The sequence below is a fragment of the Mycolicibacterium sp. MU0050 genome, from assembly GCF_963378085.1.
In the GTDB taxonomy this organism is placed as follows: Bacteria; Actinomycetota; Actinomycetes; order Mycobacteriales; family Mycobacteriaceae; genus Mycobacterium; species Mycobacterium wendilense.
In genome coordinates, this window is sequence record NZ_OY726395.1 from 4,828,394 (window position 1) to 4,855,000 (window position 26,607).

Sequence of the window (26,607 nt, forward strand, 5' to 3'; positions counted from 1 at the left end):
GATGACCACACAGAACGCCGCACCCGCGGTGGATCCCGACAAATTGATGGCCTTCGTCTTTCGCGCGGTGGAAGAGACCGGCGCCGCGCTGAACTGTGCGCTGGTCGTGATGGGTGACCGGCTCGGCTACTACCGCAGCCTGGCCGAGCACGGGGCCAGCACACCCGCCGAATTGGCGCAGCGCACCGGCACCGAGGAGCACTACGCCCGGGAATGGCTCAACGCCCAGGCGGCCGGGTCGTTCGTCACGTACCAACCCGACACCGGCCGCTACCACCTGCCGCCCGAACAGGCCGTCGCGCTGACGGACGAGACCAGCCCGGCCTTCGTCGGCGGGCTGTTCCAGATCGCGCACGGAACAGCCACCGACGCGGCGGACGTCATCGCCGCGGCCCGCGCCGGCAACGGGGTCGCGTGGGGCGACCACAACAGCGACGTCCACGTGGGATGCGAACGCTTCTTTCGCCCCACCTACAACGCCCACCTGGTGAGCGACTGGTTACCGGCGCTGGACGGCGTGGTGGGCAAGCTCGGCTCCGGAGCCGCGGTCGTCGATATCGGTTGCGGGCACGGATCCTCGACAATCCTGATGGCACAGGTGTTTCCGGCGTCGTCGTTCCTGGGGGTGGACTATCACCGGGAGTCGATCGCGACGGCACAGCAGCGCGCCGCCGACGCCGCGCCCGGCGCGCAGATCAGCTTCCAAGCCGCCGATGTCGCCGCGGTGACCGGCGGACCGTACGACTTGGTGACCATGTTCGACTGCCTGCACGACATGGGCGACCCCGTCGGGGCGGCCCGCCGCATCCGCGAGATCATCGCCGACGACGGGACCTGGATGATCGTCGAACCCGCCGCCGGTGATCACGTGGAGGACAACCTCAATCCGATCGGGCGTGCCTACTACGGCTTCTCCACCCTGCTGTGCACCCCGTCGTCGTTGGCGCAACCCGTCGGCTTGGCGTTAGGCACCCAGGCCGGCCCGGCCCGGATCCGGGACGTGGTGACGCAGGCCGGGTTCACCCGGTTCCGGCTCGCCGCCAACACCCCGTTCAACAACGTCTTCGAGGTCCGGCCCTAACCCGGCACTAACCCTGGCGCGATCCGATCCGCACGGTCAGGTTCACCCGTTCGCCACCGCGCTCGACGACCATCGGCTGCTCGGCGCCGGGTTCCGTGCGGCGCAGGGCACCCAACAGGTCCTCCACGCTCTGCACCGGGGTCCCGGCGAGATCCACGATCACGTCGCCGGGCCGGGCCCCCGCGACGGCGGCCGGACCACCTGGTTCGACGCCGCGAACCAGCGCCCCGGCTTTCGTCTGCACCCGAAGCCGCTCCCGGATGGCCGGGGTGAGCCGGCCGGTGCTGACCCCGAGGAACGGGTGCGACGCGCGGCCGTTGGTGAGCAATTGCTCGGTGACGTCGAGAACCGTCGCCGTCGGGATCGCGAAACCCAGCGACACCGCACCGGCTGCCGGCGGGATGTAGGCCTCGTTGATGCCCACCACCCGACCGTCCGCATCGAGCAGCGCGCCCCCGGAGTTGCCCGGCGAGATCGATGCGTCGGTCTGGATGAGATCGACCAGCGACGAGCTCTCCACAGCGGAGCCCGGAATGTTGCGATTCAGGCCGGAGATGACGCCGGCGGTGACCGTGTTCTCGAAGCCCAGCGGGCTGCCGATCGCGATGGCCACATCGCCCGGGCGGGGCAGCTCGCTTCGATACTCGGGCACCGGCAGGTCGCGGCGCTCGGTCCGCACCACCGCGAGATCGGTCACCTCGTCGGTGGCCAGGACCTGTCCGGCTGAGCTGACGCCGTCGGCGTAGCCGATCATGACTTCGCGGGCCCGCCCGACCACATGCGCGTTGGTGACGATGACGTCGGGCCGCAGCACCACGCCGCTGCCCACACCACCCTCGAGTTGCACCGTCACCACGCTGGGGCTGACCCGTTCGACGATGTCGGCGAATCCCGTCGCCGACGGCGGATTGGCCGCCGGCGCGGGCGCCGGTGCCTCGGCGGTGGTCTGCTGCGTGACCTCCGGCTCGGTGACGGGGGCCGCGCAGCCGGACACTGCCAGCAGTGCCGCGACGGCGGCAACGACAAACTGTGTGCGCTTCACCCGTCGCACGGTACCGGGGTGGACGTCCGGATCGCCGCGCATTCCCCCCGTTTACCGCAGTGCCGCTACTTCCAGGCGAACACCGGTTGCTCGAGGTCGGCGACCGGGTCGTGGCGCCCCTCCATGCACAGCCAGCGCAGCTGCAGCAGCACCGCGCCGGTGGGCGCGTGGATGAGGTCGTTGCCCAACGGCACCTGCACCACCGGGCGTGGGCTCTCGGGGATGTTGATGAAGCGCGGCGAGTCGTCCCGCTGCAGGTTGTGCAGCCCGACCCGGTAGGCGGCCACCACCTCGTCCGGCGAAGGCCGCAGATCCAGTCGGCCACCGCCCCAGACCACGACCGGAGTGATCACGTAGCCGGAGCGCGTCGGGTAATCGTCGAGCAGCCCCAGCACCGAGGAATCCTCGAGCCGGATGCCCACCTCCTCATCCAGTTCCCGCAGCGCCGCCTCGGTCACGGTCTCCCCCGGATCCACCCGGCCGCCGGGCAGCGCCCACTGCGCCGCGTGCGACGAGAGCCGCGAGGCCCGCCGGCACAGCAGGAAGGCGGCACCTCCGGAGACGTCGACCATGCGGCCGTCCAGGCCGAAGTCCGGCAGGGACCGCCCGGCGTTCCAGTCATCGACGGAAGCGGGATCCACCCGGTCCTCCCCGATCTCGGAGTCGACGATCACCACGGCGACTGCCGCGTGCCGCTTCGACGGATCCGTCAGGACGCGGCGTTCGTGCCGGGCCAAGTGCTGGTTGAACCGCTCGCGCAACGCGTCGTCGTAGCTGATGGTCACGGTTCGACCTTAGGACGAGCCGTCTCGACACGATCACGGGTGCGTACCGGTCCCGCATCACGGGCTCCTGGCGCCACATTGATCACTAGCGTCACAGCGGTCCGATCAGACGTTCTCGCCGCGTCCCGTCCCCGAGAGGTTGTGACATGCCGACGCGTCACCGCACCGTCCTACCGACGTCGATCGCGACCACGGCCGTCATCGGCCTCTGCGTGGCCATCGGCGTCGCACCGATGGCCGGTGCCGAACCCTGCACCGGCGCGGCCGCGGCGGCCCAGCCCCTCCCTGAGCAGGCCTTCCAACTCCCCAGCCCGTCCGCGCTGGCCCCGTTCCAGCGTCCGATCGGCCACAAGCCGCCGGGCGCCAACGAGCAGGCGCCGCTGCCCAAGCTGGGTCAGTTGCCGCTGGCGATCCTCAAGGCGCTGGTCCCCGGTTCCGGCCGGGTGGACCAGCAGGCGGCGGTGCGTCCATCGCCGAATCCCGATGCCGCCCAACAAGTCCAGCCGGTCGCCCCGCAACCCGCGCCCCAGGCCGCGCCCGCACCGGCCGCGCAACCGGTTCCCTCGGCGCCGGTCGGAACATCGATCGTCGGGTGGGTCACCGGACCGGACAGCCCCAACGACACCATCAAACGATTCGCGATCACCGGTACCGACCTGGGCATCATGTGGGACAACGGGGATCCCCGAAATCGCCAGGTGCTCATGGCCTTCGGCGACACCAACGGCTATTGCGGCATCCCCGGCAAGCAGTGGCGTTACAACGTGCTGTTCCGCAGCCAGGACGGCTCGCTGGCCAACACGGTCGCGGTGCCCAACGGGGTCGTCGGCAACCGGTACTCCGGCTCCCCGGTGTGGCGGCCCGGTATCTCCAAGCAGATCATCAACACCATCGGGCGCACCAAGGATGAGACCGGGGTGATTCCCACCGCCGGGATCGCCGTCGGTGGAAAGCAATTCGTCAACTTCATGTCGATCCGGAACTGGGACAGTCCGGGGTCGTGGTCGACGAACTACTCCGCGATCGCCGTATCGCAGGACAACGGCGAGAACTGGGGCGTCTACCCCGGCACCATCCGCACCCCGTCGGCGGGCAACCAGAACTTCCAGATGGGGGCGTTCCTCAAGCCCGGCCCTGGCGACCCCTACCTGTACAGCTTCGGGACGCCGAACGGCCGCGGCGGCGCGGCCTACGTGGCGCGGGTGGCGCCGAACCTGATCCCAGACCTGAGCAAGTACGAATACTGGAACGCCGAGCGCGGCGCCTGGGTCCCGAGCAACCCGGCCGCGGCCACGCCGGTCATCCCCGGTCCGGTCGGTGAGATGTCGGCGCAGTACAACACCTATCTCAAGCAGTACGTGGTGCTGTACTGCAACGGAGCCAGCAACGACGTCGTGATGCGGACCGCCCCCGCGCCGCAGGGCCCGTGGAGCCCCGAGCAGCGGCTGGCGTCCTCGGCGGAGATCCCCGGCGGCATCTACGCGCCCTACCTGCACCCGTGGTCGACGGGCAAGGAGCTGTACTACAACCTGTCGCTGTGGTCGGCGTACAACGTGATGCTGATGCGGACCGTCCTCCCCTAGCGAAAGCGCGATCAGGCAGGCTGGTCAGCACGATGACCCTGCCCGACACCGTGCCGCTGCTCGAGGACCCCACCGATCTGTCGGGCCTGCGTGCGCGCGGCGCCGATCCCGACGAGCTGTTCACCGCGTTCGCCGCGTGGGCCGAGGCCAACGGGACCACCTTGTACCCGGCGCAGGAGGAGGCGCTGATCGAGCTGGTCAGCGGCGCGAACGTGGTGTTGGCGACGCCCACCGGTTCCGGCAAGTCGTTGGTGGCCACCGGCGCGCTGTACGCGGCGCTGGCCCGGTCGTCGCCCGGGGGTGGTCGCAGCTTCTACACCGCCCCGATCAAGGCGTTGGTCAGCGAGAAGTTCTTCGCGCTGTGCGAGGTCTTCGGGGCGGCCAACGTCGGGATGCTCACCGGCGACGCCGCGGTGAACTCCGATGCCCCGATCATCACCTGCACCGCCGAGGTGCTGGCCAACATCGCGCTGCGGGAAGGCGCCGACGCCGACATCGGCCTGGTGGTGATGGACGAATTCCACTTCTACGGTGACCCCGACCGCGGCTGGGCCTGGCAGGTACCGCTGCTGGAACTGCCACGGGCCCAGTTCCTGCTGATGTCGGCAACCCTCGGCGACGTCACGTTCCTGCGCGAGGACCTGACCCGGCGCACCGGTCGCCCGACGGCGCTGGTCGCCGGCGCCGAGCGTCCCGTCCCGCTGTTCTTCAGCTACGCGACCACGCCGATGCACGAGACCATCGGCGACCTGCTGGACACCAAACAGGCCCCCGTCTACGTCGTGCACTTCACCCAGGCCTCGGCGCTGGAACGGGCGCAGGCGCTGATGAGCGTGAACGTGAGCACCAAGGAGGAGAAGAAGGCGATCGCCGAGCAGATCGGCAATTTCCGGTTCGCGACCAGCTTCGGTAGCACGCTGTCGCGGCTGGTGCGGCACGGCATCGGGGTGCACCACGCCGGCATGCTGCCCAAATACCGGCGGCTGGTGGAGCAACTGGCGCAGGCCGGTCTGCTCAAGGTCATCTGCGGCACCGACACGTTGGGGGTCGGCATCAACGTGCCGATCCGCACGGTGGTGTTCTCAGCGCTGTCGAAGTACGACGGGGTCCGGACCCGGTTGCTCAGCGCCCGGGAGTTCCACCAGATCGCCGGGCGCGCCGGGCGCGCCGGTTACGACACCGCCGGCACCGTGGTGGTGCAGGCCCCCGATCACGAGGTGGAGAACCTCAAGCAGTTCGCGAAGGTCGCCGATGACCCGAAGAAGCGCCGTAAACTGGTGCGCCGCAAGGTTCCCGAGGGCATGGTGCCGTGGAGCGAGACCACCATGACCCGGCTGATCGACGCCGCGCCGGAGCCGCTGACCAGCAACATGCGGATGTCGACGGCGATGATCCTCGACGTGGTCGACCGGCCCGGCGACCCCTTCGTCGCGATGCGGCGTCTGCTCACCGACAACCACGAACCACGCAAGCGTCAACTGCGGCTCATCCGGGAGGCCGTGGGCATCGCACGGTCGCTGCTGCAGGCCGGCGTCATGGAGCGGCTCGACGAGCCCGACGACGACGGACGCCGCTACCGGCTGACCGTCGACCTACCGGACGACTTCGCCCTCAACCAACCGCTGTCCACCTTCGCCCTGGCCGCCGTCGAGGTGCTCGACCCTGATTCGGAAACCTATGCGCTGGACGTGGTTTCGGTGATCGAGGCCACGCTGGAGGATCCGCGTCAGGTGCTGGCCGCACAGCTGAACAAGGCCCGCGGCGAGGCGGTGGCCGAAATGAAGGCCGAGGGCATCGAATACGAGGAGCGCCTCGAACTGCTCGACGAGGTGACCTATCCCAAACCGCTCGAGGAGCTGCTGCAGCACACCTATGAGCTGTACCTGCAGAGCAACCCGTGGGCGGCCGACGGGAAACTCTCGCCCAAGTCCGTCGTCCGGGAGATGTGGGAGCGGGCCTTCACCTTCCGCGAGTACGTCAGCGTCTATGGGCTGACTCGCTCGGAGGGCGCGGTGCTGCGCTACCTGTCCGACGCTTTCAAGGCGCTGCGCTCCGGCGTGCCGGCGGCGGCGCGCACCGAGGAGCTCACCGACATCGTCGAGTGGCTCGGTGAACTTGTGCGCCAGGTGGATTCGAGTCTGCTCGACGAATGGGAGCAGCTCACCAACCCCGACCAACCCCACGACGTTCCGGTGGCCATGCCGGCACGTCCACGGCCGCTGACCGGCAACGAGCGCGCCTTCACCGCGATGGTGCGCAACGCGTTGTTCCGCCGGGTGGAGTTGTTTGCCCGCGAGCGCTGGGCCGAACTCGGCGCGCTCGACGCCGGTTCGGGTTGGACGGCCGAGCGCTGGGCCGAGGTCGGCGACGCGTACTACGCCGAACACGACGACGTGGGCACCGGCGCCGACGCCAGGGGCCCGGCGCTGCTGATCTTCGACCGGCGCCCCGACGTATGGCGGGTGCGGCAGATCCTCGACGACCCCGCCGGTGACCACGACTGGGGGTTCGACGTGGAGGTGGACCTCGCCGCCTCCGACGAGGAGGGTTCCGCGGTCATCCGGATGGTCGACGCGGGGTCACTTTCTACGCCAGGCCTTTGAGCATCAAGTTCCAGTACATGAACGGCAGACCGTATTTCTTGAGGTACCAATAACCGCTGTGCGGTCTGGTCGGGTCGATCACCGGGAACGAGGGCGTCAGGTTCAGGTCGTAGTCGAACTCTGCCAGCAGCATTGCGCGCGAGGACGTGACGATCGGGCACGAACCGTACCCGTTGTACGCGGCAGCCGGCTCGCGCCCGCGCAGGAACGCCTCGATATTGGCGACCACCACCGGGGCCTGCTTGCGGATGGCGGCACCGGTCTTGGAGTTCGGTGTGGAACCGGCGTCGCCGAGGCTGAACACGTTGGGATGGCGCACATGCTGCATGGTGTGCTTGTCGATCTCGACGTACCCGTTGGCGTCGGCCGTCGACAGCGGACTGTCCTTGATCCAGTCCGGGGCGGATTGCCTTGGCACGGCGTGCAATACGTCAAAAGGCAGCATGGTCTCGGCACCGCCGTCCCCGACACGGGTCACGCCCACCTTGTGCGCCGCCGCGTCGACCGAGGTCACCTCGGCATTGGTGTGCACCGTGATGCCGTAGTCGGCGGCTATCGCGTCGAGGTTGTCGGCGATCGCCGGAATCCCGAACAACCGTGGTGTCGGCACCACCAGGTGGACATCGATGTCCTTGAGCACACCCTGGGACCGCCAGTAGTCGCTGGCCAGGTAGGCGATCTTCTGCGGCGCTCCCGCGCACTTGATCGGACCCGACGGCATCATGAACACCGCACTACCCGAGCGTAGGTTTCGGATGAAGTCCCACGTTCGCGGCGCCAGGTCGAACCGGTAGTTCGACGACACCCCGTCCTTGCCCAGCGCTTCCGACAACCCTTCGGTGCGGTCCCAGTCCAGTTGGATGCCGGGACACACCACGAGCACGCCGTACTCGTAGGTCGCGCCGTCTACGCAGGTGACCGCGTTGTTGTCCGGGTCCACGGCAGCCGCCGCGTTCTTGACCCACCGAACACCCTTGGGCATCACCGAGGACGTCGGCCGGGCCGTCGTCGAGGCTTTGGCCTGGCCGCCGCCGACCAGGGTCCACAGCGGTTGGTAGTAATGCACGGCGGCCGGTTCTATGACGGCGACGTCGGAGTGGCCGCGCCGCAACAGGCGGGCGGCCACGGAGATCCCGGCGGTGCCCCCGCCGACGATCACGATCTGGTGCTTGGCGGTAACCATTCTGTTCTGCCCCTTTCCGATGCCGAATCAGGCGGTCTGCCGGGACTCGTCCCAGGCGCCGAAGCCGCCCAGGATGTCACTGACATCGCTGAAGCCGTTGTGCCGCAACAGGCTCGCTGCGACGGACGACCGGTAGCCGCCTGCGCAGTACACGACCGTCGGCTTGGCCGGATCCAACTCGCCGAGACGGTTCGGCAGCTGACCCACCGGGATCTCGATCGCGTTCGCGATGGTGCCGGCCGCGACTTCACCCGGGTTGCGCACATCGACGATCTGCAGGTCGACCAGCTCCGCGGCGCGCTGGTCGAAGGCCGTCGCGGTCAACCGAGACGCCACCTGCACGTCGTCCTGATGAGACAACATCACCTCGAACGGGCGGTCCAGGTAGCCGATCACCCGGTCGAAGCCGATGCGCGCGAGCCGGGTCTTGGCTTCCAGTTCCTGGCCGGGGTCGGTGAACAACACGATGTCGACATCGGTGGGGACCACCGATCCGGCGAACTCGGCGTAACGGCCCGCCAGACCGATGTTGATGGCGCCGCGCAGATGCCCCAGTGCGAATTCCTCGGGGTTACGCCCGTCCACCAGGACTGCGCCGGCCTCGGTCGCGTCGCGCATCTGCTCGTACGTCATCGCGGGTGGCATCTCGGCCTCGTCCAACAGCGCACGATCCTTGCGGTTGAGGATCGCGTCGTAGACGAAGTAACTCGGCGCCGGTGGCTGCCCTTCGGTGACCAACTCCATGAACGTGGCCTTGTCGGGCGCCCGCAGGGCGTAGTTGGAGTTCTTCTGTTCGCCCATCGTGGACCACAGTTCGGTCGACAGGTTCTTGCCACAGGCTGAGCCCGCGCCGTGCGCCGGGTACACCCGGGTGGCATCCGGCAGTGTCATCAGCTTGTTGTGCAGCGAGTCGTACAGCTTCTCGGCCAGCTCCTCGCGGGTGAATCCGATCGAGGCCAGCAGGTCCGGCCTGCCGACATCGCCGATGAACAGGGCATCGCCGGTCAGCACGCCGTAAGGAACCTCGTCGTCGGGATTCTCGTAGACCACGATGCTCATCGACTCGGGGGTGTGCCCCGGGGTGTGCAGGAACTCCAGCGTCACCCCACCCAGCGAATAACGTTCGCCGTCGGCGACGCCCATCGACTCGAACTCCGTCTCGGCAACCGAGGAGTACACGATCTTCGCGCCGGTGGCCTCGGCCAGCTCGAGGTGGCCGGACAGAAAGTCGGCGTGGAAGTGGGTCTCGATGACGAGATCGATCGTGTAACCGAACTTTTCCGCGTCGGCGAGATACTGACCCACATCACGCTGCGGGTCGACAACGACTGCGCGACCGGTGGTTTCGTCGGCAATCAGATACGACGCGTGTGACAGGCATTCCAAGTAGTACTGGATGAACTTCATGTCGCCAGGTCCTTTCGTTCGGCGGCGGGTACGACCTCGAGTCATAGGATGGCTATACCCCTCGGGGTATGTCAAGTACCCTAGGGGGTATAAATATTTCCACTTGCGCTTACCCCTGGGGGTATGTCTATCATCATTGCACACATACCCCATGAGGTATCAATCACTATCCCGTCACGCCGCCAAAGGACAACGACATGACTGCACCCACCACCATCGATTCGCAGCGCCTCAGCGACCTGCTCGGCTCCGCCACCCCGCCCCGGGTAATCGATGTCCGAACCCCGGGCGAGTTCGAGACCGCCCACATCGCCGGCGCCTACAACGTCCCCCTCGACCTGCTGTGCGAGCACCGCGAGGAGATCGTTCGGCATCTCGATGAGGACGTCGTCCTGGTCTGCCGTTCGGGTCAGCGCGCCGCCCAGGCCGAGGAGACGCTGCGCGACGCCGGATTGACGAACGTGCACATCCTCGCCGGCGGCATCACCGCCTGGGAGGCCGCGGGCTTCACGGTCAACCGCGGCGCACAACGCTGGGACCTCGAGCGACAGGTCCGTCTGGTGGCCGGCTCGATCGTGCTCTCCAGCATTTTGGCCAGCGTCGCGGTCCCCAAGCTCAAGTGGGTGGCCGCCGCGATCGGCGGCGGACTGACCTTCGCATCGCTGACGAATACCTGCGCCATGGGCATGGCGCTGTCCAAGCTGCCGTACAACCGCGGCGCCGGCTGCGACGCCCAGACCGTCGTCGCCCAGCTCGTCGGCTCCTGTCCCGCAGACCGGAACGCGAGCCGACGCTCATGATTGCGCTCGCGATCGGACTGGCCGTGCTCGTCGGCGTCGCCCTGGGGCTGCTCGGTGGCGGCGGCTCCATCCTGACCGTCCCCCTACTGGCCTACGTGGCGGGGATGGACGCCAAGGAGGCGATCACCACATCCCTACTGGTGGTTGGCGTCACCAGCGCAATCGGTGCGATCTCGCACGCGCGGGCCGGCCGGGTGCGCTGGCGTATCGGCCTGACCTTCGGCGCTGCGGGCATGGTCGGCGCGTTCGGCGGCGGAATGCTGGCGCGCTTCGTCCCCGACAGGGCCCTGCTCGTCGCATTTGCGGTCATGATGGCCATCACCGCCGTCGCCATGCTGCGGGGCCGGAAGGCGAACACCGGTGCCGACGGGCGCGAACCGAGGCTGCCGGTCTCCAGAGTCCTCGTCGACGGTGTGGCGGTGGGCTTCGTGACGGGCCTGATCGGAGCCGGTGGCGGCTTCCTGATCGTGCCGGCGCTCGTGCTGCTCGGCGGGTTGCCGATGCAGGTTGCGGTCGGAACCTCGCTGGTCGTGATCACCATGAATGCCGTCGCTGGTCTTGCCGGCCACCTGACGAGTATTCAGATCGACTGGACGGTGGCCCTGGGGGTGACCGTCGCGGCCGTGGTGGGCGCCCTGATCGGCGCGCGCCTGACTTCGTTGATCAACCCCGACGCGCTGCGGAAGGCCTTCGGCTGGTTCGTCCTGGCGATGTCCTCGGTGATCCTGGCGCAGGAGATCGACCCGCGCGTCGGCATCGCCGCCGCGGTGCTCACGGCGATCGCCGCGGCCGTCACGTTCGTCTGCGCCCGATACGTCCACTGCCCGCTGCGCCGGATCACCGGAACCCCCGGCCCCGCTCCGGCATGAGGCCCGGGGAATACCCCGGTGGGTACCATGGCTGTATCGACTTGAGGACTTCAGGGAGGAACAACACCATGGTTGGTGACGAAGACGCAATCGCCGCCGTGCTCAACCGGCTGCGGCGGGCCCAGGGCCAGCTCGCCGGGGTGATCTCGATGATCGAGCAGGGCCGCGACTGCAAGGACGTGGTGACCCAATTGGCCGCGGTATCCAAGGCTTTGGACCGGGCCGGATTTAAGATTGTCGCCACTGGGTTGCGGGAATGCCTGACCGGAGAAGGCGCTGACGGGCAAGAGCCGATGACCGAAGGCGAGTTGGAAAAGCTGTTCCTGGCGTTGGCCTGAGCAGAGGAATATCGGAGAGAGTCATGAGCTACGCACTGTCAACGACGCTGCACACCACGTTCGAGGATGCCGTCGAGAAGACGCGGAAGGCGCTGGCCGATCAGGGTTTCGGAATTCTGACCGAAATCGACATGAAGGCCACGCTGAAGGCCAAGCTGGGTGAGGACATGGAGGATTACCTGATCCTCGGCGCCTGCAATCCACCGTTGGCGCACCGCGCGGTCAACGCCGACCGGCAGATCGGATTGCTGTTGCCCTGCAACGTGACCGTCCGCGCCGACACCGCCGCCGGCAGCGACGCGGTGATCGTCGACGCGATGGACCCGCAGGTGATGGTTCAGCTTTCCGACCAACCGGGGATCCGCGAGGTGGCGGACGAGGCCGCGGCCAAGCTGCGGGCGGCGATCGACTCCCTGTGAGCGGGGGTCGCGCGGCGCGGTGACCGGACGGCGCCTGGGTCCGACGCTCGGAACGGGAAAGGTCGTTTGGTCTGGTCGGTTCCCGGCAACACAGGCTTCGTAGCTTTGCGCCGACGGAAGGGATTCACCATGGCACTGGACGACGACGACATCACCACCACCCCCGGCGAAGGCGGCGAGGGTACCGCTGACGGCGGCTCCAACCCCGAGGGCCAGGACGGCGGCGCCGACGGCACCGCGGACGCCGGCGAGGGCACCGCCGACGGTGGCTCCAACCCGGAAGGCCACGACGGCGGCGCCGACGGCACCGCGGACGCCGGCGAGGGCACCGCCGACGGTGGCTCCAACCCGGACGGCCACGACGGCGGCGCCGACGGAACGGCCTGACCGCCCCGCGATGCTGAACCGCTGCATCGCCACCGACCCAGGCACCTTCGCCTCCGAGTATTGGGACCGCAAGCCGCTGCTGAGTCGGTCCGGCGAGTTGCCCCGCGACTTCGACGATCTGCTCTCGGCCGAGATGGTCGACGAGTTGATCGCCGAACGCGGGGTGCGCTCGCCCTTCCTCCGGATGGCCAAGGAGGGGGACGTCCTGGCCCGGGACTGTTACCTGGGGCCGGCCGGATTCGGCGCCGAGATCACCGATCAGGTGGATTCGGCCAAGGTGCTCGGGCAGTTCGCCGCCGGCGCGACCATGGTGCTGCAGGGCCTGCACCGGCTGTGGCCGCCGTTGATCGACTTCGTCCGCCGCGCCGTCGATGACCTGGGCCGTCCGGTGCAGGCCAACGCCTACGTCACGCCGCCGAGCAACCGGGGCTTCGCTGCGCACTACGACGTTCACGACGTCTTCGTGCTCCAGACGGCCGGGGAGAAGCGCTGGATCGTGCACGAACCGGTGCATCCGCACCCGCTGCCCTCGCAGCCGTGGACGTTGCACAAGGCCGCGATCGAGCAACGGGTGCCCGAGAAACCCGTCATCGACACGGTGCTGCGCCCGGGTGACGCGCTGTATCTGCCGCGCGGCTGGGTGCATTCTGCGCAGGCCCAGCAGACGACATCGATCCACCTGACCATCGGGGTATCGGCGGTCACCCGGCTCGACGTCGTGCAGGCCGTCGTCGACCAGTTGGCAAGCCAGGCGGCATTTCGGGAGTCGCTGCCGCTGGCCGCGCACCCCGCCGACCGAGATGAGACGCTCGCGACGGTGAGCAAGGTGTTGGCGGAAACCGTCACCACGCTGCGCGACGAAGCGGCGGTGCTCGGCGGCGACGCCGCAGCGGGCTTGATCCACCGGCACGCCGAGCAGACCCGCCCGGTGCCGGTCCGGCCGCTGGCCTCGTTCCGCGCCGCCGAGTCCACCGGTCCGGTGGCCGTATGTTGGCGCCACGGTTTGACCGCCACCATCGAAAGTTCCGGTGAGCGCATCGTTCTGCGCCTACCCGACCGGGTGATGACCTTCCCGGCCTTCTGCGCTCAGGCACTGCGCGCCCTGCACGACGGGCTCATCGCCGATGCGGACGGGCTGCCCGGTCTCGACCGAGCGGACGCGACGGTGCTGATCCGCCGGCTGCTGCGGGAGGCGGTCGTGGTCCCGGCGGTCCGCGGATGACGGCCCCCGACCGGTTGCCGTGCAGCGATCAGTCGCTGGCCCGCAACGACCCGATCTATGGGACGGCATCGGCGGGGCACTCCTGGCTGTTACTGGAATTGCCCGGCGCGTGGGGACATTCGGCGTTCCTTCAGTCCCCGTCGATCATCGACCCCGAGCTGGGGCGCGCCGTCGTGCGACGAGCCGAGAAGGCCGGCATGCGGATCGCGGCGATTCGCCGCCACGGCCGCCGCGCGCCGACCCCGAGGTGGCGCTGGTTCATCGCCCACTCCGACATCGGCAGTGAGGCGCTGTACCACGGAGAGGTGGACGGACCGCGCGATTACCTGGACGTCGCCCTCGACGGCACCGACGGCACGGTGTCCGAACAACCACTGGTCGCGATCTGCGCCCACGGCAAGCACGATCAGTGCTGCGCGGTGCGGGGCCGCGGCGCCACCGCGGCCATCTCCGCCGCCTACCCCGAAATCACCTGGGAATGTTCACATCTCGGCGGCGACCGGTTTGCGGCTACCATGCTGATTCTGCCCGAGGGCTTGTGCTACGGGCGCGTCGACTCCACCGATTCGGCCGGCTTGGTGCGGTTGTATCTCGAGGGACGCCTGGACAACGAGTTCCTCCGGGGCCGCACCTCGGTGCCGCATGCGGCGCAGGCCGCGCAATATTTCGTCCGCGCGAAAAGCGGTGACGACCGCATAATCGGCCTGCCTCCGTTGGAGGTCGAACGCGGCGAGGGGCGTGTCCGGGTGGTGCTCAGCGGCGAGTCCGGGCCCATCGAGGTCATCGTGAACGAGGAACACTCCGAACCGCTGCTGTCCCAATGCAGTGCCAAGCATCCAGGCCGGGTGCGGGTCTACACCCTGGCGTCGATCACGGCGCTGTGACGGCTAGGCCGGGGGTTGCTCAGGACAGCGTGTAGCGGCCGGCCTTGCGAAGGGCCGCCTCAATCGCCGACCGGTCCAACACGACGTCGGCCTTGTGCTTGAGAATCACCTTCGAATCCCCGCCGGGAACGATCTCGGTGGCGATGCCGCCGATGCCGGGCACAGCGCTGAGGCTGTCCTTGACCGCGCGGGCATCGGCGGGGCGATCCATGCCCACGACCCGATAGATGGTGCTGATCATGCGGCGCTCCTTGTCCGATCCGCCTCGCTCAGATTCGGCCGTCTCAGATTCGGCCCTCTCAGATTCGGCCATTGAACGCCTGCAACGCGGCGTCCTCGCGGGTACCGCCCCGGCCGTCGCCGTAGTTGGCATAGTCGGCGATCCACTCGATCGACTTGATCCACTTGACCATCTTGTACCCGTGGTTCGATTCCACGCGCAGCCGCAGCGGCGCCCCGAGGTGAATCTCCAGGGGGCGGTCGTTGCGCTCGTACGCCAGGATGGTGTCGTCCTCGGCCACCAGATCCAGTGACAGCACCGCATAGAACGGCTCGCGCGGGCGGTGATCGATCATCTCCTGGGCCAGTCCGTGGGAGGTGACCATCACGTAGTTCGTCCCCTCTGGCCGCGGACCGAACAAGTCGAGGACCTCCCGCAACCGGACCCCACCCCACTTCGAGGTGGCGGTCCAGCCCTGCATGCAGGAATGCACGGCGACGTACTCCGTCTTCGGCAGGGCCCGCAGGTCTGCGAGGCTCAGCTGCAGCCTCCGGTCGGACATCTCAGCGCCCACCTCCAGGCGCCAGTCTCGGAAATCGTTGTCGCGGTGGGCCAGCCATTCCACCGATTCGTCCTCTGTCGGCGGCAGGCCGTTGGTCCAGTGATACTCCGAGACGTCCTTCTCGGTGTAGCTACGTTGCCGGCCCATTCGGGGCTTCATCCAGCCCAGCGCGATCTTGCGCACCGGTTCGGTGAGTGCGACCAACCATTTCTGGGCTCGGACTCGGTCCGCAAGGGTGAGGTAGCTCAACGCGATCCAGAAGCCGATCACCGCCGCGATGGTGGCGATGGCGATGGTGAAGGCCTGCGCATGGCGGCTCGGGTCGGTGACACCGAAAACCATGTGCGGCAGGTTGTATTCGGGATGGACGAGAAACACCAGGCCCACATGCATCACGGTGAACAGGACCATCACCACCATGCCGAGGAAGTGGATCGAACGAGCGCCCTGATGCCCGCCCCAGGCCTTCACGTACCACGGAAATCGTGAGCGCACGGCCGGCGACATCGCAATCCCGGTCAGGATCAGCACCGGCGCCACCACGAATACCACTCCGGTGTAGGCGATCATCTGCAACGCGTCATAAGGCTGGAAGTGTTCGATCGACGGCACCCCGAAGCCGAGGTAGATCCTCAGCGAGTCCAGCGCGTCGGGGATCACGTCCCAGGAGGTCGGGACAATGCGCCGCCATAACCCGGTGCCGAACAGCAACCCCACGTAGACGAGGCCGTTGAGCAGCCACAGCGTCGTGCCCAGGGCGTGCCAGTGTCGGCCCAGGCCCACGTTCTTGTGGCCGGGCAACGTCAGCAGTGGACTTGCGCTGCGCTCGTCCATGAGGGAGGTGTAGACCCCCTCCTCCGCCGGGACGCGGCGGCGGGTGAATTTGATCCATTCGGTCCCGGGCTTGCAGTCGTTGCGCCACCACAATCTGGGCAGGGAGGAGAGGATTTCCCAGCCGCTGCGAAGAAGAATGCCGATCAGCACGAAGTTGAGGAGGTGGGTCGTCCGCAACCAGAGCGGAAAGTCCGGGTCCAAGAAAGGCCTCCATCGATCTCGTCGGTGTGCTTTCCAGTGTCCACAACATTGCCACGACGCGATCGGTTTATCCCCCGGTCGACGGTGGTGGTCTTCGCCGAGGCCCGACGTCCGCGTCGTAGGATGCATCGATGCACGCGGTCCAGTTCGTCGGAGCAGGCCCCGGCGCCGCGGACCTGCTGACGCTGCGCGCCGGCCGACTGCTCGCCGAGGCCGACGTGGTGCTCTACCCCGGCACCTACCTCGACCCGGAGGTGCTCGAAACCTGCTCGCCGGAAGCCGATTTGGTGGACACCCAGGACCTCGACCTCGACGACATCGTCGGCCGGATGGTCTCCGCGCAGCGGGCGGGCCGTCGGGTGGTCCGACTGGTCTCCGGCGACCCGTCGCTCTACAGCGCGGTGTTCGAGCAGACCCGCCGCCTCGACGCCGAGCAGGTGCCGTGGGACGTGACGCCGGGGGTCCCGGCGTACGCGGCCGCCGCGGCCCGCGTCGGCCACGAACTCACCGTGCCACTGGTCACGCAGTCGGTGGTGCTGACCCGCACCCAGCAGCGTTCCACCGCCATGCCCGAGGCCGAGTCGTTGGCGGCGTTCGCCGCCACCGGCGCGACCCTGGTGCTGCACCTGGCCATCACCCGCACCCGCGAGGTGATGGCCGAGGTGGTGGCGGCGTACGGCCCGGACTGCCCCGTGGTGGTGGTGTACCGGGCATCGCAGCCCGAGGAACTGGTACTGCGCGGCACGGTCGCCGACATCGCCGACCAGGTGGAGGCGGCCGGCCTGCGTCAGGCCGCGGTGATCCTGGTGGGCCGCGCCCTGGCCGAACGGGCGGACCCGCGGGCCGGCGAAAGCTACCTCTACGACCCGCGCCGGGACCGGACCCGCCGCGGCGACGGTGAGCGGCGATGAACGCACCGCCGAGCGTCGCGGCCCTCTACGACATCATTCACCGCCGGCGTGACACCCGTCGCGAATTCACCGGCGCTCCCATCGAATCCGAGGTGCTCGAGCGGATCCTCGCCGCGGCGCACGCCGCACCGTCGGTCGGGATGTCGCAGCCGTGGGACTTCGTGCTGGTGCGCGCCCCGGAAACGCTGGTCACCTTCCGTGAGCACGTGGCCACCGAGCGGCGCGCGTTCGCCGAGACGTTGGACGGCGAACGGGCCGAGACGTTCGCCAAGATCAAGATCGAGGGCATCTGCGAATCAGGGCTGGGCGTCGTCGTCGGGTACGACCCCACCCGCGGCGGCCCGCGGATCCTCGGCCGGCACGCCATCGACGACGCCGGCCTGTACTCGGTGATCTGCGCCATCCAGAACCTGTGGTTGGCCGCGACCGCGGAAGGCCTTGGCGTCGGCTGGGTTTCGTTCTACCGCGAGGAGTTCCTGCGCGCGTTGGTGGGGATGCCCGAACACGTCCGCCCGGTCGCGTGGCTGTGCGTCGGCCACGTCGCGGAGCTGCCCGAGGTGCCCGATCTGGAGCGCTACGGCTGGCGCAGCCGCACCCCGCTGTCCACGGTGGTGCATCAGGAGCGCTATCCCTCGCGTTGACCTCAGCGTTTGGCGAACGCCCACTGGGTGACCGCGCGCCCCGGCGTCCACCCGGTGAAGGATCCGACCGGCGCGGCGCGTTCCACGTGGATGCGGGTCAGCTCCCCGCCGTGCTCGGCGTGGCACCGCCCGAGCAGCATTTCTGTCTCCACCGTCACTCCGTGCACCACCAGCCGCCCCGCCGGCGCCAGCACGGCAAGGCACGCCTCGAGCACCCCCGGCCGGGTGGCGCCGCCGCCGATGAAGACCGCGTCCGGGGCCGGCAGACCGGCCAGTGCGCCGGGCGCGGTGCCGGGCACCACCTGCAGCCCCGGCACGCCCAACGCGCGGGCGTTGCGGCCGATGCGCTCGGCTCGGGCCGGGTCGGCTTCCACGGCCACGGTCCGGCAGGTCGGGTGGGCGCGCATCCATTCGATGCCCACCGATCCCGCACCGGCGCCGACATCCCAGAGCAGCTGGCCCGGTACCGGCAGCAACCGGGCCAGCGCCGCGGCCCGCAGGTCGCGCTTGGTCAGCTGCCCGTCGTGCTCGAACAGTTCGTCGGGAAGGCCGGTGGCCCAACCGGTCTCGAGTGGGCCGGAGAGTTCCAGGGCGACGATGTTGAGGCGCGGCGCCGGTCCGGTGAAGGTCGCGGGCGTGGTCTCGACGCGGGTCTCGGCGGCGCCGCCCAGGTCCCCCAGCACCACCATCCGACTGCCGCCGTAGCCGCGGGCGGCGAGCAGCGCGGCCAGCTCGCCCGGCGTGTTCTCGTCCGAGGAGAGCACCAGGACCCGGCGGCCCGGGGCCAGCTGTCGCAAGACGGCGTGGACGTCGCGGCCCACGACGCTGACCACCGCGGTGGACTCCGCCGACCAGCCGAGGCGGGAACGGGCCAGGGCCGGCGAGGAGACGTGCGGCAGCACGGTCACCCGGTCCGCGCCGAGCAGGTCGACCAGGGTGGTCCCGATGCCGCTGACCATTGGGTCACCGGAGGCCAGCGCGACGACGCGGCCGGTGGCGTGCGAGTCGATGAACGCCGGCAGCGCATCGCGCAGCGGCGACGGCCACGGCGCCCGCCGCTGCCCGGCGATCTGCGGCAGCAGGTCGAGTTGCCGCGGCGCCCCGAGCACCACGTCGGCTTCCTGGAGGAGTGCGCGGGCGGTCTCGGCGAGTCCGGCCCAGCCGTCGGCGCCGATCCCGATCACGGTGAGATGCACATCAGCGACGGCCACGGCGGCGATGCTAGCGTGGCCGCGTGCCAGGTGTGGGAGGGTTCTGATGCCGCAGGGACAGCCGTCGGTGGTCCCCGACGATCAGTTGACCACCCGCCAGCGCCGGAATCGGCCGCTGCTGATGGTCCACACCGGCGACGGCAAGGGCAAGTCGACCGCGGCCTTCGGGCTGGCGCTGCGGGGCTGGAACCAGGGCTTTCGCATCGGGGTCTTCCAGTTCGTGAAATCGGCGAAGTGGCGGATCGGCGAGCAGACCGTCCTGGAGCGCCTCGGCGCGCTGCACACCGAGACCGGCGAGGGCGGGCCCGTCGAATGGCACAAGATGGGTTCGGGCTGGTCGTGGAGCCGCAAGGCGGGCTCGGAGGCCGATCACGCGGCCGATGCGGCCGAGGGCTGGGCCGAGATCAAGCGGCGGCTGGCCGAGGAAGCACACCAGTTGTACATCCTCGACGAGTTCACCTACCCCATCAACTGGGGTTGGGTCGACGTCGACGACGTCGTGAGCACCCTCGCGAACCGGCCCGGGCATCAACACGTGGTCATCACCGGCCGGCGGGCCGACCCGAAGCTCACCGAGATCGCCGACCTGGTGACCGAGATGCGCAACGTCAAACATCCGATGGACGCCGGCCAGAAGGGGCAGCGCGGCATCGAGTGGTAGTGCGGGCTGGGGCCGCGAGGGCGGCCCGACGTCTCTCCTGCCTCTCTCGGTTCTACCCCGTCATCATTTGAGGCCCTCCTGACTGATGTGTGGGTCATGGGCGGCCTGGCAGGGCTGGTCGGTGTCCTCCTAGGGAGAGCATGGCCAGTGCGATCAGGGGGTCGGGGTTCGCGAAGCCGAAGGCCATGCGGGTGATGAGACGGATCTTGGTGTTGACCGACTCGATGAGGCCGTTGGATAAGCCATGTTCGATGGAGGCGAGGATCTGCTCGCGGTGGCCAACGATGCGACGCTGCAGGGTGAGGAACGATTCGATGCGGCAGCGCCGTGCCCAGCCGATCCACTTGTCCAGGGCTTCGGCGGCTTGGTCGACGGGCAGTTTGAAGACGGTCCGTAGGCCTTCTTTGAGCAGGTAGGCGCGGTACAGGCGGGGGTCGGTCTTGGCGATCCAGTCCAGCTTGGCCTGTTGGCGCTCGGTGAGGTTTTCTGGGTTCTTCCACAGCGGATATCGGGCGCGCCGGAGTTTCTGTGCCGCCCCGGTGGACACTGTGGCGCGGCGGCCATGGGCCCATCCGTGTGGACGGGTATGTCCGGCGCGGCGGGCGTTGTGCCAGGCCTCGCGGCGTACCGCATCGAGGGCTTCGGCGGCCCAACCGACGACGTGAAACGGGTCCGCGCAGCGGACCGCATCGGGGCAGCGTTCGCGAACGACATCGGCGATCCAGGGAGCTCCGTCAGCGGTGACATGGGCGATCTGAGCGCAGCGCCCTGGCCCGGAGGCTTCCAGCGCATCGAAGAACGCGCGCACGGTCGCGCGGTCGCGGCCCGGGCTGGCCCACACCAGGTGGCCGGTGTCGTGATCGACCACGACGGTCAGGTACTTGTGGCGACGTTTGTAGGAGATCTCATCGATGCCGATCCGGGTCAGGCCGGCCAGGGGGTCTATCCCGGCGGCGGTATCAGCCCATACTCGGGTGATGATCGATCCGACTGTGCGCCAGGCGATTCGCATCAGTTCGGTGATCGCGCTCTTGGAGCATTGGGTGGCCAGCCAGGCCACCTGCTGGTCGAACGAGCGGGTATGTCCAGCGCCGTGGCGGGCCCAAGGGATTTGTCGCACCGTGGGCCCGTGGACAGCACAGTTGACCCGGGGAGCCTCGGCCTCCAAGAACACCTGAACGGTACCGATGTCGAGCCCTCGCCATTGCCGCCGCCCTTGACCACGGTCGTACCAGGAGGCCTTCGATCCGCAGATTCCGCATCGACCCTGACGCGGCCGCCGCGGCCGGACATGGGCCACGAATGCCTGCGTCTGCTCGTCGAACTCGACATCTTCGACCACCGCGTTCTCGACGCCCAACACCGCGCGCCATAAGCTGGCGTTCTGCACGCCGTTCTCCGTTCTTCAGTTTTTGACCTTCGACAAGCCAAAAACCTAGACGGGGAACGGCGTGTGGCCGTTCAACGACCCACGAACATGTCACAAGAGCCACACATGATGACGACCCGCAACCGAGTGGCCCGCGGAGACAGGGCCCCCACCGCGCCACGACACCTACCCCTCAGAGCTTGAGCACGCGGCCGGCCACCACCAGATGCACCTCGTCGCAAACGGCCGCGACCCGCTGGTTCGCCGTCCCGAGCAGATCGCGAAACAGCCTGCCGGAGCGGTGTTCTGGCACCACGCCGAAGCCGACCTCGTTGGTCACCACGACGGCCTGGTGGCGCTCGGTCAGGGCCGCGCACACCGCATCGATGCGCGCCCCGACGACGGCGTCGACGGACTCGGCGGAGGCCTCCCACAACCCCGCGTCGTCCATCACGGCCGTGAGCCAGGTACCCAGGCAATCGACCAGCACCGGTCCCGCGGCGTCGCGCAGCGCGTCCTCGATCGCGGCGGTCTCGACCGTCGACCAGTCGCCCGGACGGCGCGCACGGTGCCGGGCCAGGCGGGCGTCCCAGTCCGGGTCGGTGCCGTCGGCGCGGCGTCCGGGGGCTATGTAGGTGACGGCCGGCGCCCCGGCCAGCAGCGTTTCCGCGTGCCTCGACTTGCCGGAACGCACGCCACCGGTCACCAGGATTCGCACCCGGTCATCGTAGGCGCCGCTGGGCGCTCAACCAGGCCAGCGCAGCGTCGACATCGGCAACAACGGGGATCTCCGCGGGCACGGCCGGACGGGCGACGATCACCACCGGCAGGCCCAACTCGTCGGCGGCCAGCATCTTCGGCCAGGTGTATTCGCCGCCGGAGTCCTTGGTCACCAACACATCTGCCCGATGCTCCCGCAACAGCGCCAACTCACCGGCCAGTTGGTAGGGGCCGCGGCTGTTGATCAGCCGCCACCGCGGCGGTAGCTCGAACTCGGGTGCGTCCACCACGCGGGCCAAGGCTGCGGTGTCCCGCAACGCGGGGACGAACCGCGCCAGCTGCTGACGACCGATGGTGAGAAAGGGCCGCTCCCCCAGCCGTGCCGTCTCGGTCGCGGCCTGGTCGTGGCTGTCCACCCAGTGCCACGACGGTCGCGCCCGCTCGGCCCAGCCGGGCCGCTCCAGGCGCAGCAGCGGCCGCTGCACCGGACCCGCGGTGCAGGCGGCGACGGCGTTGGCGGACATCGTCGCGGCGAACGGGTGCGTCGCGTCGATGACCGCGTCGTAGTCGACCAGCGCGGCGCGCAGACCGTCGACCCCGCCGAACCCGCCGACGCGCACCGGGCCCACCGGCATCCGGGGATCGGCGACCCGTCCCGCCAGCGAGCTGGTGACGTCGATGTCGGCGGCCACCAGCCGCGCCGCCAAGGCGCGGGCCTCGGCGGTGCCGCCGAGCAGCAGAACCCGCGGCGCCATCACGGCGCACCCGGGGGCAAGAACGGCGGCGCCCCGGCACCGCCACTGACCAGGTCCAGCAGCGCCACCACATCGAGGTGCTCTTCAACCAGGTCGCCCAACAGGTCCAGGCGCCGCTCCCGGGCAGCCGGAAAGCTGACTCCCGACGGCGGCATGCCCAGGGTTTCCCGTAGGAAGGCCGCGCGTAGTTCGTCGCCCTCCAGCGAGCCGTGCCACATGGTGCCGAACACCGCGCCGGCGCGGGCACCACCCAGAAACGGCGAGACACCGGGCCCGCACCGAATTCGTCCGTGGTGGATCTCGTAGCCGGCCGCCGGGGCGCCCAGGCCCGTTCCACGCGGCAGCCGAAGCACCTTTTCGGTGTGGAAAGTCGTTGTCACATCGAGCAATCCAAGCCCCTCGACCTCGGTGGCCGCACCTTCGACACCGGCCGGGTCGCTGATCGCGGTGCCGAGCATCTGGAAGCCTCCGCAGATCCCCAGCACGGGCTTACCGGCCGCGGCGTGCGCCCGCAGCGCGCGGTCCAGCCCGCGGGAGCGCAGCCAGGCCAGGTCGGCGATGGTCGCGCGGGTGCCGGGCAGCACCACCAAGTCGGCGTCGTCGAGCGCGCCCGGGTCGGCGGCGAACACCACGTCCAGGTCCGGTTCCAGGCCCAGCGCGTCGACGTCGGTGAAGTTGCTGATCCGGGGCAGTCGCACGACCGCCACCCGGCGCGCCCCGGTGTCCGCCGATCGCCGCGACTGCAGATCCAGGGCGTCCTCGGAATCCAGCCAGAGGTCCGGATGCCACGGCAGGGTGCCGTAGATCCGTCGACCGGTGAGGCGTTCGAGGTCGCGCAGGCCGGGGGCCAGCAGGGCCGGGTCACCGCGGAACTTGTTCACGATGAAGCCCGCCACCAGCGCCTGATCTTCGGCCGACAGCAGCGCGACGGTACCCAGGAAAGCCGCGAACACCCCGCCGCGGTCGATGTCCCCCACCACCACGGTCGGCAGATCGGCATGCCGGGCCAGCCCCATGTTCACGTAATCTCCTGCGCGCAGGTTGATTTCGGCGGGGCTGCCCGCGCCCTCGGCCAGCACCACATCGAAGCGGCCCGCCAGGTCGTCGTACGCGGCGTGCGCGGCGTCGGCCAGCGCACGCCGCCCGTGCAGCCAGTCCGAGGAGTCCACGGCTCCCCACGGTGCACCCATGAGGACCACGTGGCTGCGCCGGTCGCTGCCGGGCTTGAGCAGCACCGGGTTCATCGCCGGCTCGGGAACCGCCCGCGCCGCCAGGGCCTGCACCCACTGGGCCCGGCCGATCTCGGCGCCGTACCCGTCCGCGCCCACGCACACCATCGAATTGTTGGACATGTTCTGCGCCTTGTACGGCGCCACCTTCACGCCGCGGCGGGCCAGCGCTCGGCACAACCCGGTGGTCACCACGGTCTTGCCGGCGTCGCTGGTGGTGCCGGCCACGAGCAGGCCGGCCATCAGCGTCTCCGCACCAGGAAGGCGTCCATCACCCAGCCCGCCTCGGACTTGGCGGCGGCCCGGGCGTCGACGACGGCACCGAGTACGTCACCGAGCCGACCGGCCACCAGCCGCTCGCCCGAGGCGCCGAGGTTGGCACCCCACCACAGCATCCAGTCGTCGAGCCCGGTCAGGTCGAGGCGCTCCGGCGGCGGGTTGAGCATCGCGACGATGTTGTCCAAACCCGCCGCGACGGCCTCCTGCAGCCGGCGGCCGGTCGTCACGTGCACGGGCCGGCCCACTTCGTGCAGCACGATGCGGTGCCGGGCGGCAAGGAGCTGCGGGGCGCTGATGCCGGGGAGCACGTCGAACTCGAGTGGGACCCCGAGCTCGCGGATCCGCTCGACCACCCGGATCGTCGAGTCGTACAGCGACGGATCGCCCCAGACCAGAAACGCTGCGGTACCGCCGCGTTCACGGAGGACCTCGGCGTAGCGCTGCGCCCGCGCGGCGTGCCAGTCGGCGACCGCGTCCTCGTAGCCGGCGGTGGACAGTCCGGCGGATCGGTTGCGCTCCGGGTCCGGCACGGTGACGATGTCGGCCGGACCGTCGGGGCCCGGGTAGGCGTGGACGATGTCGCGGCGCAGCGCCAACAATCCGTCGTCGCCGCTGTCGGCGCCCTTGTCGGCGGCCAGCACGTAATCGGCGCCGCGCAGGGCCGCCGCAACCTCGGGCGTGACGTGCTGCGGGCCCATCCCGACGCCCAGGATCCGAACCCTGACCGGCTCAGTCATGCCTGGGTCCTCTCGGTCGGCGCGGGGTGAACGCCTATGAGTATGGCCCGATTGCGGTCAGCCGTTGGCGGCGGCCACTCGGGCACGTTCCCGCACTGAGGCGATGACGCCGCCGTCGTTGAGGATGTCGGTGCCGGTCAGATATCCGGCCTTGTCGCTGACGCAGAACGCGAACAGTTCGGCCATCTCCTCGGCCTTGCCCCACCGGGGCACCGCGGCGTCGGCCACCATGGCGCCCGCTCCGGCCTGCTCCTCGAGCCGACCCATCTCGGTGTCGACCGAGCCCGGCGACACCGAGACGATGCGCAGTCCACGCCCGTTGAACCGCTCCGCCTGCGAGCTGGAGTACCAGCGGACAAAGGTCTTGCTCACCGCATAGGCGATGCCCGGCTGCAACTCCTCCGGGACCACGCCGCAGGCCGCGAGCATGTCGGCCATGAAGCTGTCCTGATCTTGGCGAGCGAGCGGGAACTTGTCGGTGGGGACCATCTCGTCGGGCAGCAGGTGCGACGCCATGGACGCCACGTTGACGATCGCCGCGCCTTCGGCGGCGGCTCCGAAGAACGCCTCGTTGACATTGACGGTGCCCAGCGCGTTGGTACGCATGACGTAATCGGCCGTCCCCATGCTGGGGCTGACGCCCGCGGTGTGCACCACCGAGGCGAGGGTGCCCAGGCCGGCGGCGGTGTCGAAGAGCCGGTCGACGGCCGCGCGATCGGTGACATCGCAATTGAGGGCCGTCACGGCAATGCCGAGATCTTTCAACGTGTTCGCAGCATCGTCGAGCCGGTCCTGCCGGACATCGCCGAGCACCAGGGCGTGGTCGCGACCCAAAATCTTCGCCGTGGCCACACCCATGCCGCCCGCGCCGCCCGTGATTACCGACACTCGATTCATGGCGCTTACGGTAATGCAATCGGTTAACGGAGTTCGGTGCTGGGTGACGCACTTTCGGCGGTGGTGCGGGAGGTGGCCGGAAGCAGGCGGCCGAGCTCGTAGGTCAGCAGGTAGAGCGCGGTCGGCGCCATGAACATCGGTATCGACACCAGGAAGGCCACCACCGCGGGTGCGTATTGCCGCCGGAACCGGGGGAAGCGCCCTCGGCCGTCCGCGATGCCCACCGAACCGAAGAACAGCACGGTCACCCCGGCGGCCCACACCGACCGCGACGTCCAGCCCAGGTCCACGACCATGACGGCGACGGCCGTGAGGAACACGGCGAGCGTCCACCACACGGTCGCGGGGGTCAGGTGGCCGTAGCTGTCCTCGGGCCACGGAACGGGATCGGCGGCAGGTTCACCCTCCCGCGGCGGGTCGGGCTGGCGGTTTTCCAGGGAGGCCGCGTAGATCTTGCCGCCGATCTTGATGTAGGGGCTCTTGAAGTAGGCGATCGCGACGGCCAGAAGGGCCAGCGGCAGCGCGAACGCCACCGTCCAGCGCAATTCGCCGCCGCTGAGAATCACAACGAGGAGCGTTCCGCCGACCAGCCAGCTGTACCAATACACGCGGCGCTGGTGTCGCCGCTCGGGAAGGAACGCGCCACCGACCATCCCGACCAGGATGATGCCCGCGCCGACCCAGTACGCGACGGCCGTCCACCCCTGTATCGCCATGCGGTAAATCGTAAAGTGGTTGCCTGGCGCGTCGAAGCGCGAATTTCGCGTGCAGAGCGGC

The 26,607-nt window shown here is 69.2% G+C and carries 27 protein-coding genes; 13 read left to right on the top strand and 14 right to left on the bottom strand.

Annotation, left to right across the window (positions count from 1 at the left end):
* Nucleotide 1 precedes the first annotated feature (1 nt).
* Nucleotides 2-1,081: a class I SAM-dependent methyltransferase gene (locus tag R2K23_RS23035; RefSeq protein ID WP_316512902.1), complete on the top strand. Its 1,080-nt coding sequence runs from the start codon at nucleotides 2-4 to the stop codon at nucleotides 1,079-1,081.
* A gap of 7 nt (nucleotides 1,082-1,088) precedes the next feature.
* Here the strand turns inward: R2K23_RS23035 and R2K23_RS23040 are convergent, their stop codons facing one another.
* Both R2K23_RS23040 and R2K23_RS23045 read right to left on the bottom strand, forming a co-directional pair.
* Nucleotides 1,089-2,123, bottom strand: a complete 1,035-nt coding sequence (locus R2K23_RS23040; RefSeq protein WP_316512903.1) for a S1C family serine protease — start codon at nucleotides 2,121-2,123, stop codon at nucleotides 1,089-1,091.
* 65 nt (nucleotides 2,124-2,188) lie between these two features.
* Nucleotides 2,189-2,908: an NUDIX hydrolase gene (locus R2K23_RS23045; protein WP_316512905.1), complete on the bottom strand. Its 720-nt coding sequence runs from the start codon at nucleotides 2,906-2,908 to the stop codon at nucleotides 2,189-2,191.
* Between the two features lie 146 nt (nucleotides 2,909-3,054).
* Here R2K23_RS23045 and R2K23_RS23050 point away from each other — a divergent pair, with 146 nt between their 5' ends.
* Both R2K23_RS23050 and R2K23_RS23055 read left to right on the top strand, forming a co-directional pair.
* Nucleotides 3,055-4,491 (top strand): DUF4185 domain-containing protein, encoded by a 1,437-nt coding sequence (locus R2K23_RS23050; protein ID WP_316512906.1) that lies wholly within the window; start codon nucleotides 3,055-3,057, stop codon nucleotides 4,489-4,491.
* A 32-nt stretch (nucleotides 4,492-4,523) separates the two neighbouring features.
* On the top strand, nucleotides 4,524-7,094 hold the full coding sequence (locus R2K23_RS23055; RefSeq protein WP_316512907.1) for a DEAD/DEAH box helicase: 2,571 nt from the start codon (nucleotides 4,524-4,526) through the stop codon (nucleotides 7,092-7,094).
* Here R2K23_RS23055 and R2K23_RS23060 read toward each other — a convergent pair.
* Together R2K23_RS23060 and R2K23_RS23065 are read right to left on the bottom strand one after the other, a co-directional pair.
* Complete coding sequence (locus R2K23_RS23060) at nucleotides 7,078-8,277, bottom strand: NAD(P)/FAD-dependent oxidoreductase (RefSeq protein ID WP_316512908.1); 1,200 nt, start codon at nucleotides 8,275-8,277, stop codon at nucleotides 7,078-7,080. The genes R2K23_RS23055 and R2K23_RS23060 overlap by 17 nt on opposite strands.
* Nucleotides 8,278-8,304: 27 nt before the next feature.
* A complete protein-coding gene (locus R2K23_RS23065; protein WP_316512910.1) occupies nucleotides 8,305-9,684 on the bottom strand; it encodes an MBL fold metallo-hydrolase in 1,380 nt (459 codons plus the stop codon).
* A 197-nt stretch (nucleotides 9,685-9,881) separates the two neighbouring features.
* Here R2K23_RS23065 and R2K23_RS23070 point away from each other — a divergent pair, with 197 nt between their 5' ends.
* The 7 genes from R2K23_RS23070 to R2K23_RS23100 all read left to right on the top strand — a co-directional run bounded on the left by R2K23_RS23070 (nucleotide 9,882) and on the right by R2K23_RS23100 (nucleotide 14,603).
* Nucleotides 9,882-10,484, top strand: coding sequence for a rhodanese-like domain-containing protein (locus tag R2K23_RS23070; protein ID WP_316512912.1), 603 nt, complete (start codon nucleotides 9,882-9,884; stop codon nucleotides 10,482-10,484).
* Entirely contained in the window at nucleotides 10,481-11,353 is an 873-nt protein-coding gene (locus R2K23_RS23075; protein ID WP_316512914.1) for a sulfite exporter TauE/SafE family protein, read from the top strand. The genes R2K23_RS23070 and R2K23_RS23075 overlap by 4 nt, the downstream gene beginning before the upstream one ends.
* 68 nt (nucleotides 11,354-11,421) lie before the next feature.
* Nucleotides 11,422-11,691: a metal-sensitive transcriptional regulator gene (locus R2K23_RS23080; protein ID WP_316512916.1), complete on the top strand. Its 270-nt coding sequence runs from the start codon at nucleotides 11,422-11,424 to the stop codon at nucleotides 11,689-11,691.
* A gap of 23 nt (nucleotides 11,692-11,714) precedes the next feature.
* Nucleotides 11,715-12,110 carry a DUF302 domain-containing protein gene (locus R2K23_RS23085; protein WP_316512918.1) on the top strand — a complete coding sequence of 132 codons (396 nt, stop codon included), beginning with the start codon at nucleotides 11,715-11,717 and terminating at the stop codon, nucleotides 12,108-12,110.
* Between the two features lie 129 nt (nucleotides 12,111-12,239).
* The gene (locus R2K23_RS23090) at nucleotides 12,240-12,497 is read left to right on the top strand and encodes a BatC protein (RefSeq protein ID WP_316512919.1); all 258 of its coding nucleotides are present in this window, start codon (nucleotides 12,240-12,242) and stop codon (nucleotides 12,495-12,497) included.
* A 10-nt stretch (nucleotides 12,498-12,507) separates the two neighbouring features.
* A complete protein-coding gene (locus R2K23_RS23095) occupies nucleotides 12,508-13,719 on the top strand; it encodes a cupin domain-containing protein (protein ID WP_316512920.1) in 1,212 nt (403 codons plus the stop codon).
* Nucleotides 13,716-14,603 (top strand): sucrase ferredoxin, encoded by an 888-nt coding sequence (locus R2K23_RS23100; RefSeq protein ID WP_316512921.1) that lies wholly within the window; start codon nucleotides 13,716-13,718, stop codon nucleotides 14,601-14,603. Before R2K23_RS23095 ends, R2K23_RS23100 begins: the two co-directional genes overlap by 4 nt.
* A 19-nt stretch (nucleotides 14,604-14,622) precedes the next feature.
* On the opposite strand, the gene R2K23_RS23105 is transcribed toward R2K23_RS23100, so the two are convergent.
* Both R2K23_RS23105 and R2K23_RS23110 read right to left on the bottom strand, forming a co-directional pair.
* A complete protein-coding gene (locus R2K23_RS23105; RefSeq protein WP_316512922.1) occupies nucleotides 14,623-14,844 on the bottom strand; it encodes a heavy metal-associated domain-containing protein in 222 nt (73 codons plus the stop codon).
* A 58-nt stretch (nucleotides 14,845-14,902) separates the two neighbouring features.
* The gene (locus tag R2K23_RS23110) at nucleotides 14,903-16,420 is read right to left on the bottom strand and encodes a molybdopterin-dependent oxidoreductase (protein WP_316512923.1); all 1,518 of its coding nucleotides are present in this window, start codon (nucleotides 16,418-16,420) and stop codon (nucleotides 14,903-14,905) included.
* A gap of 131 nt (nucleotides 16,421-16,551) precedes the next feature.
* Here R2K23_RS23110 and cobM point away from each other — a divergent pair, with 131 nt between their 5' ends.
* Complete coding sequence (cobM, locus tag R2K23_RS23115) at nucleotides 16,552-17,331, top strand: precorrin-4 C(11)-methyltransferase (protein ID WP_316512924.1); 780 nt, start codon at nucleotides 16,552-16,554, stop codon at nucleotides 17,329-17,331.
* Nucleotides 17,328-17,972, top strand: coding sequence for a 5,6-dimethylbenzimidazole synthase (gene bluB / locus R2K23_RS23120; RefSeq protein WP_316512925.1), 645 nt, complete (start codon nucleotides 17,328-17,330; stop codon nucleotides 17,970-17,972). The genes cobM and bluB overlap by 4 nt, the downstream gene beginning before the upstream one ends.
* 2 nt (nucleotides 17,973-17,974) lie before the next feature.
* Here bluB and cbiE read toward each other — a convergent pair whose 3' ends face one another.
* The gene (gene cbiE / locus R2K23_RS23125; protein ID WP_316512927.1) at nucleotides 17,975-19,183 is read right to left on the bottom strand and encodes a precorrin-6y C5,15-methyltransferase (decarboxylating) subunit CbiE; all 1,209 of its coding nucleotides are present in this window, start codon (nucleotides 19,181-19,183) and stop codon (nucleotides 17,975-17,977) included.
* Nucleotides 19,184-19,229: 46 nt separating this feature from the next.
* Here cbiE and cobO point away from each other — a divergent pair, with 46 nt between their 5' ends.
* Nucleotides 19,230-19,844 (top strand): cob(I)yrinic acid a,c-diamide adenosyltransferase, encoded by a 615-nt coding sequence (gene cobO / locus R2K23_RS23130; protein ID WP_316512928.1) that lies wholly within the window; start codon nucleotides 19,230-19,232, stop codon nucleotides 19,842-19,844.
* Nucleotides 19,845-19,938: 94 nt separating this feature from the next.
* Here cobO and R2K23_RS23135 read toward each other — a convergent pair whose 3' ends face one another.
* The 7 genes from R2K23_RS23135 to R2K23_RS23165 all read right to left on the bottom strand — a co-directional run bounded on the left by R2K23_RS23135 (nucleotide 19,939) and on the right by R2K23_RS23165 (nucleotide 26,546).
* Nucleotides 19,939-21,234: an ISL3 family transposase gene (locus tag R2K23_RS23135; protein ID WP_316512930.1), complete on the bottom strand. Its 1,296-nt coding sequence runs from the start codon at nucleotides 21,232-21,234 to the stop codon at nucleotides 19,939-19,941.
* A gap of 172 nt (nucleotides 21,235-21,406) precedes the next feature.
* The gene (locus tag R2K23_RS23140; protein ID WP_316512932.1) at nucleotides 21,407-21,931 is read right to left on the bottom strand and encodes a bifunctional adenosylcobinamide kinase/adenosylcobinamide-phosphate guanylyltransferase; all 525 of its coding nucleotides are present in this window, start codon (nucleotides 21,929-21,931) and stop codon (nucleotides 21,407-21,409) included.
* A 4-nt stretch (nucleotides 21,932-21,935) separates the two neighbouring features.
* Entirely contained in the window at nucleotides 21,936-22,688 is a 753-nt protein-coding gene (locus R2K23_RS23145; protein ID WP_316512934.1) for a cobalt-precorrin-6A reductase, read from the bottom strand.
* On the bottom strand, nucleotides 22,688-24,160 hold the full coding sequence (locus R2K23_RS23150; RefSeq protein ID WP_316512936.1) for a cobyric acid synthase: 1,473 nt from the start codon (nucleotides 24,158-24,160) through the stop codon (nucleotides 22,688-22,690). Before R2K23_RS23150 ends, R2K23_RS23145 begins: the two co-directional genes overlap by 1 nt.
* On the bottom strand, nucleotides 24,160-24,933 hold the full coding sequence (gene cobF / locus R2K23_RS23155) for a precorrin-6A synthase (deacetylating) (protein ID WP_316512937.1): 774 nt from the start codon (nucleotides 24,931-24,933) through the stop codon (nucleotides 24,160-24,162). Before cobF ends, R2K23_RS23150 begins: the two co-directional genes overlap by 1 nt.
* A 57-nt stretch (nucleotides 24,934-24,990) precedes the next feature.
* Nucleotides 24,991-25,830: an SDR family oxidoreductase gene (locus tag R2K23_RS23160; protein WP_316512939.1), complete on the bottom strand. Its 840-nt coding sequence runs from the start codon at nucleotides 25,828-25,830 to the stop codon at nucleotides 24,991-24,993.
* Between the two features lie 23 nt (nucleotides 25,831-25,853).
* Nucleotides 25,854-26,546, bottom strand: coding sequence for a hypothetical protein (locus tag R2K23_RS23165; protein WP_316512941.1), 693 nt, complete (start codon nucleotides 26,544-26,546; stop codon nucleotides 25,854-25,856).
* Nucleotides 26,547-26,607: the final 61 nt, after the last annotated feature.

Excerpts from the sequence above, each read along its gene's own strand:
- R2K23_RS23035 (WP_316512902.1), top strand. The coding sequence starts at position 2 with ATGACCACACAGAACGCCGCACCCGCGGTGGATCCCGACAAATTGATG.
- R2K23_RS23050 (WP_316512906.1), top strand. The coding sequence starts at position 3,055 with ATGCCGACGCGTCACCGCACCGTCCTACCGACGTCGATCGCGACCACG.
- R2K23_RS23055 (WP_316512907.1), top strand. The coding sequence starts at position 4,524 with ATGACCCTGCCCGACACCGTGCCGCTGCTCGAGGACCCCACCGATCTG.
- R2K23_RS23060 (WP_316512908.1), bottom strand. The coding sequence starts at position 8,277 with ATGGTTACCGCCAAGCACCAGATCGTGATCGTCGGCGGGGGCACCGCC.
- R2K23_RS23065 (WP_316512910.1), bottom strand. The coding sequence starts at position 9,684 with ATGAAGTTCATCCAGTACTACTTGGAATGCCTGTCACACGCGTCGTAT.
- R2K23_RS23070 (WP_316512912.1), top strand. The coding sequence starts at position 9,882 with ATGACTGCACCCACCACCATCGATTCGCAGCGCCTCAGCGACCTGCTC.
- R2K23_RS23075 (WP_316512914.1), top strand. The coding sequence starts at position 10,481 with ATGATTGCGCTCGCGATCGGACTGGCCGTGCTCGTCGGCGTCGCCCTG.
- R2K23_RS23080 (WP_316512916.1), top strand. The coding sequence starts at position 11,422 with ATGGTTGGTGACGAAGACGCAATCGCCGCCGTGCTCAACCGGCTGCGG.
- R2K23_RS23085 (WP_316512918.1), top strand. The coding sequence starts at position 11,715 with ATGAGCTACGCACTGTCAACGACGCTGCACACCACGTTCGAGGATGCC.
- R2K23_RS23090 (WP_316512919.1), top strand. The coding sequence starts at position 12,240 with ATGGCACTGGACGACGACGACATCACCACCACCCCCGGCGAAGGCGGC.
- R2K23_RS23095 (WP_316512920.1), top strand. The coding sequence starts at position 12,508 with ATGCTGAACCGCTGCATCGCCACCGACCCAGGCACCTTCGCCTCCGAG.
- R2K23_RS23100 (WP_316512921.1), top strand. The coding sequence starts at position 13,716 with ATGACGGCCCCCGACCGGTTGCCGTGCAGCGATCAGTCGCTGGCCCGC.
- R2K23_RS23105 (WP_316512922.1), bottom strand. The coding sequence starts at position 14,844 with ATGATCAGCACCATCTATCGGGTCGTGGGCATGGATCGCCCCGCCGAT.
- cobM (WP_316512924.1), top strand. The coding sequence starts at position 16,552 with ATGCACGCGGTCCAGTTCGTCGGAGCAGGCCCCGGCGCCGCGGACCTG.
- bluB (WP_316512925.1), top strand. The coding sequence starts at position 17,328 with ATGAACGCACCGCCGAGCGTCGCGGCCCTCTACGACATCATTCACCGC.
- cobO (WP_316512928.1), top strand. The coding sequence starts at position 19,230 with ATGCCGCAGGGACAGCCGTCGGTGGTCCCCGACGATCAGTTGACCACC.
- R2K23_RS23145 (WP_316512934.1), bottom strand. The coding sequence starts at position 22,688 with ATGGCGCCGCGGGTTCTGCTGCTCGGCGGCACCGCCGAGGCCCGCGCC.
- R2K23_RS23150 (WP_316512936.1), bottom strand. The coding sequence starts at position 24,160 with ATGGCCGGCCTGCTCGTGGCCGGCACCACCAGCGACGCCGGCAAGACC.
- cobF (WP_316512937.1), bottom strand. The coding sequence starts at position 24,933 with ATGACTGAGCCGGTCAGGGTTCGGATCCTGGGCGTCGGGATGGGCCCG.
- R2K23_RS23160 (WP_316512939.1), bottom strand. The coding sequence starts at position 25,830 with ATGAATCGAGTGTCGGTAATCACGGGCGGCGCGGGCGGCATGGGTGTG.
- R2K23_RS23165 (WP_316512941.1), bottom strand. The coding sequence starts at position 26,546 with ATGGCGATACAGGGGTGGACGGCCGTCGCGTACTGGGTCGGCGCGGGC.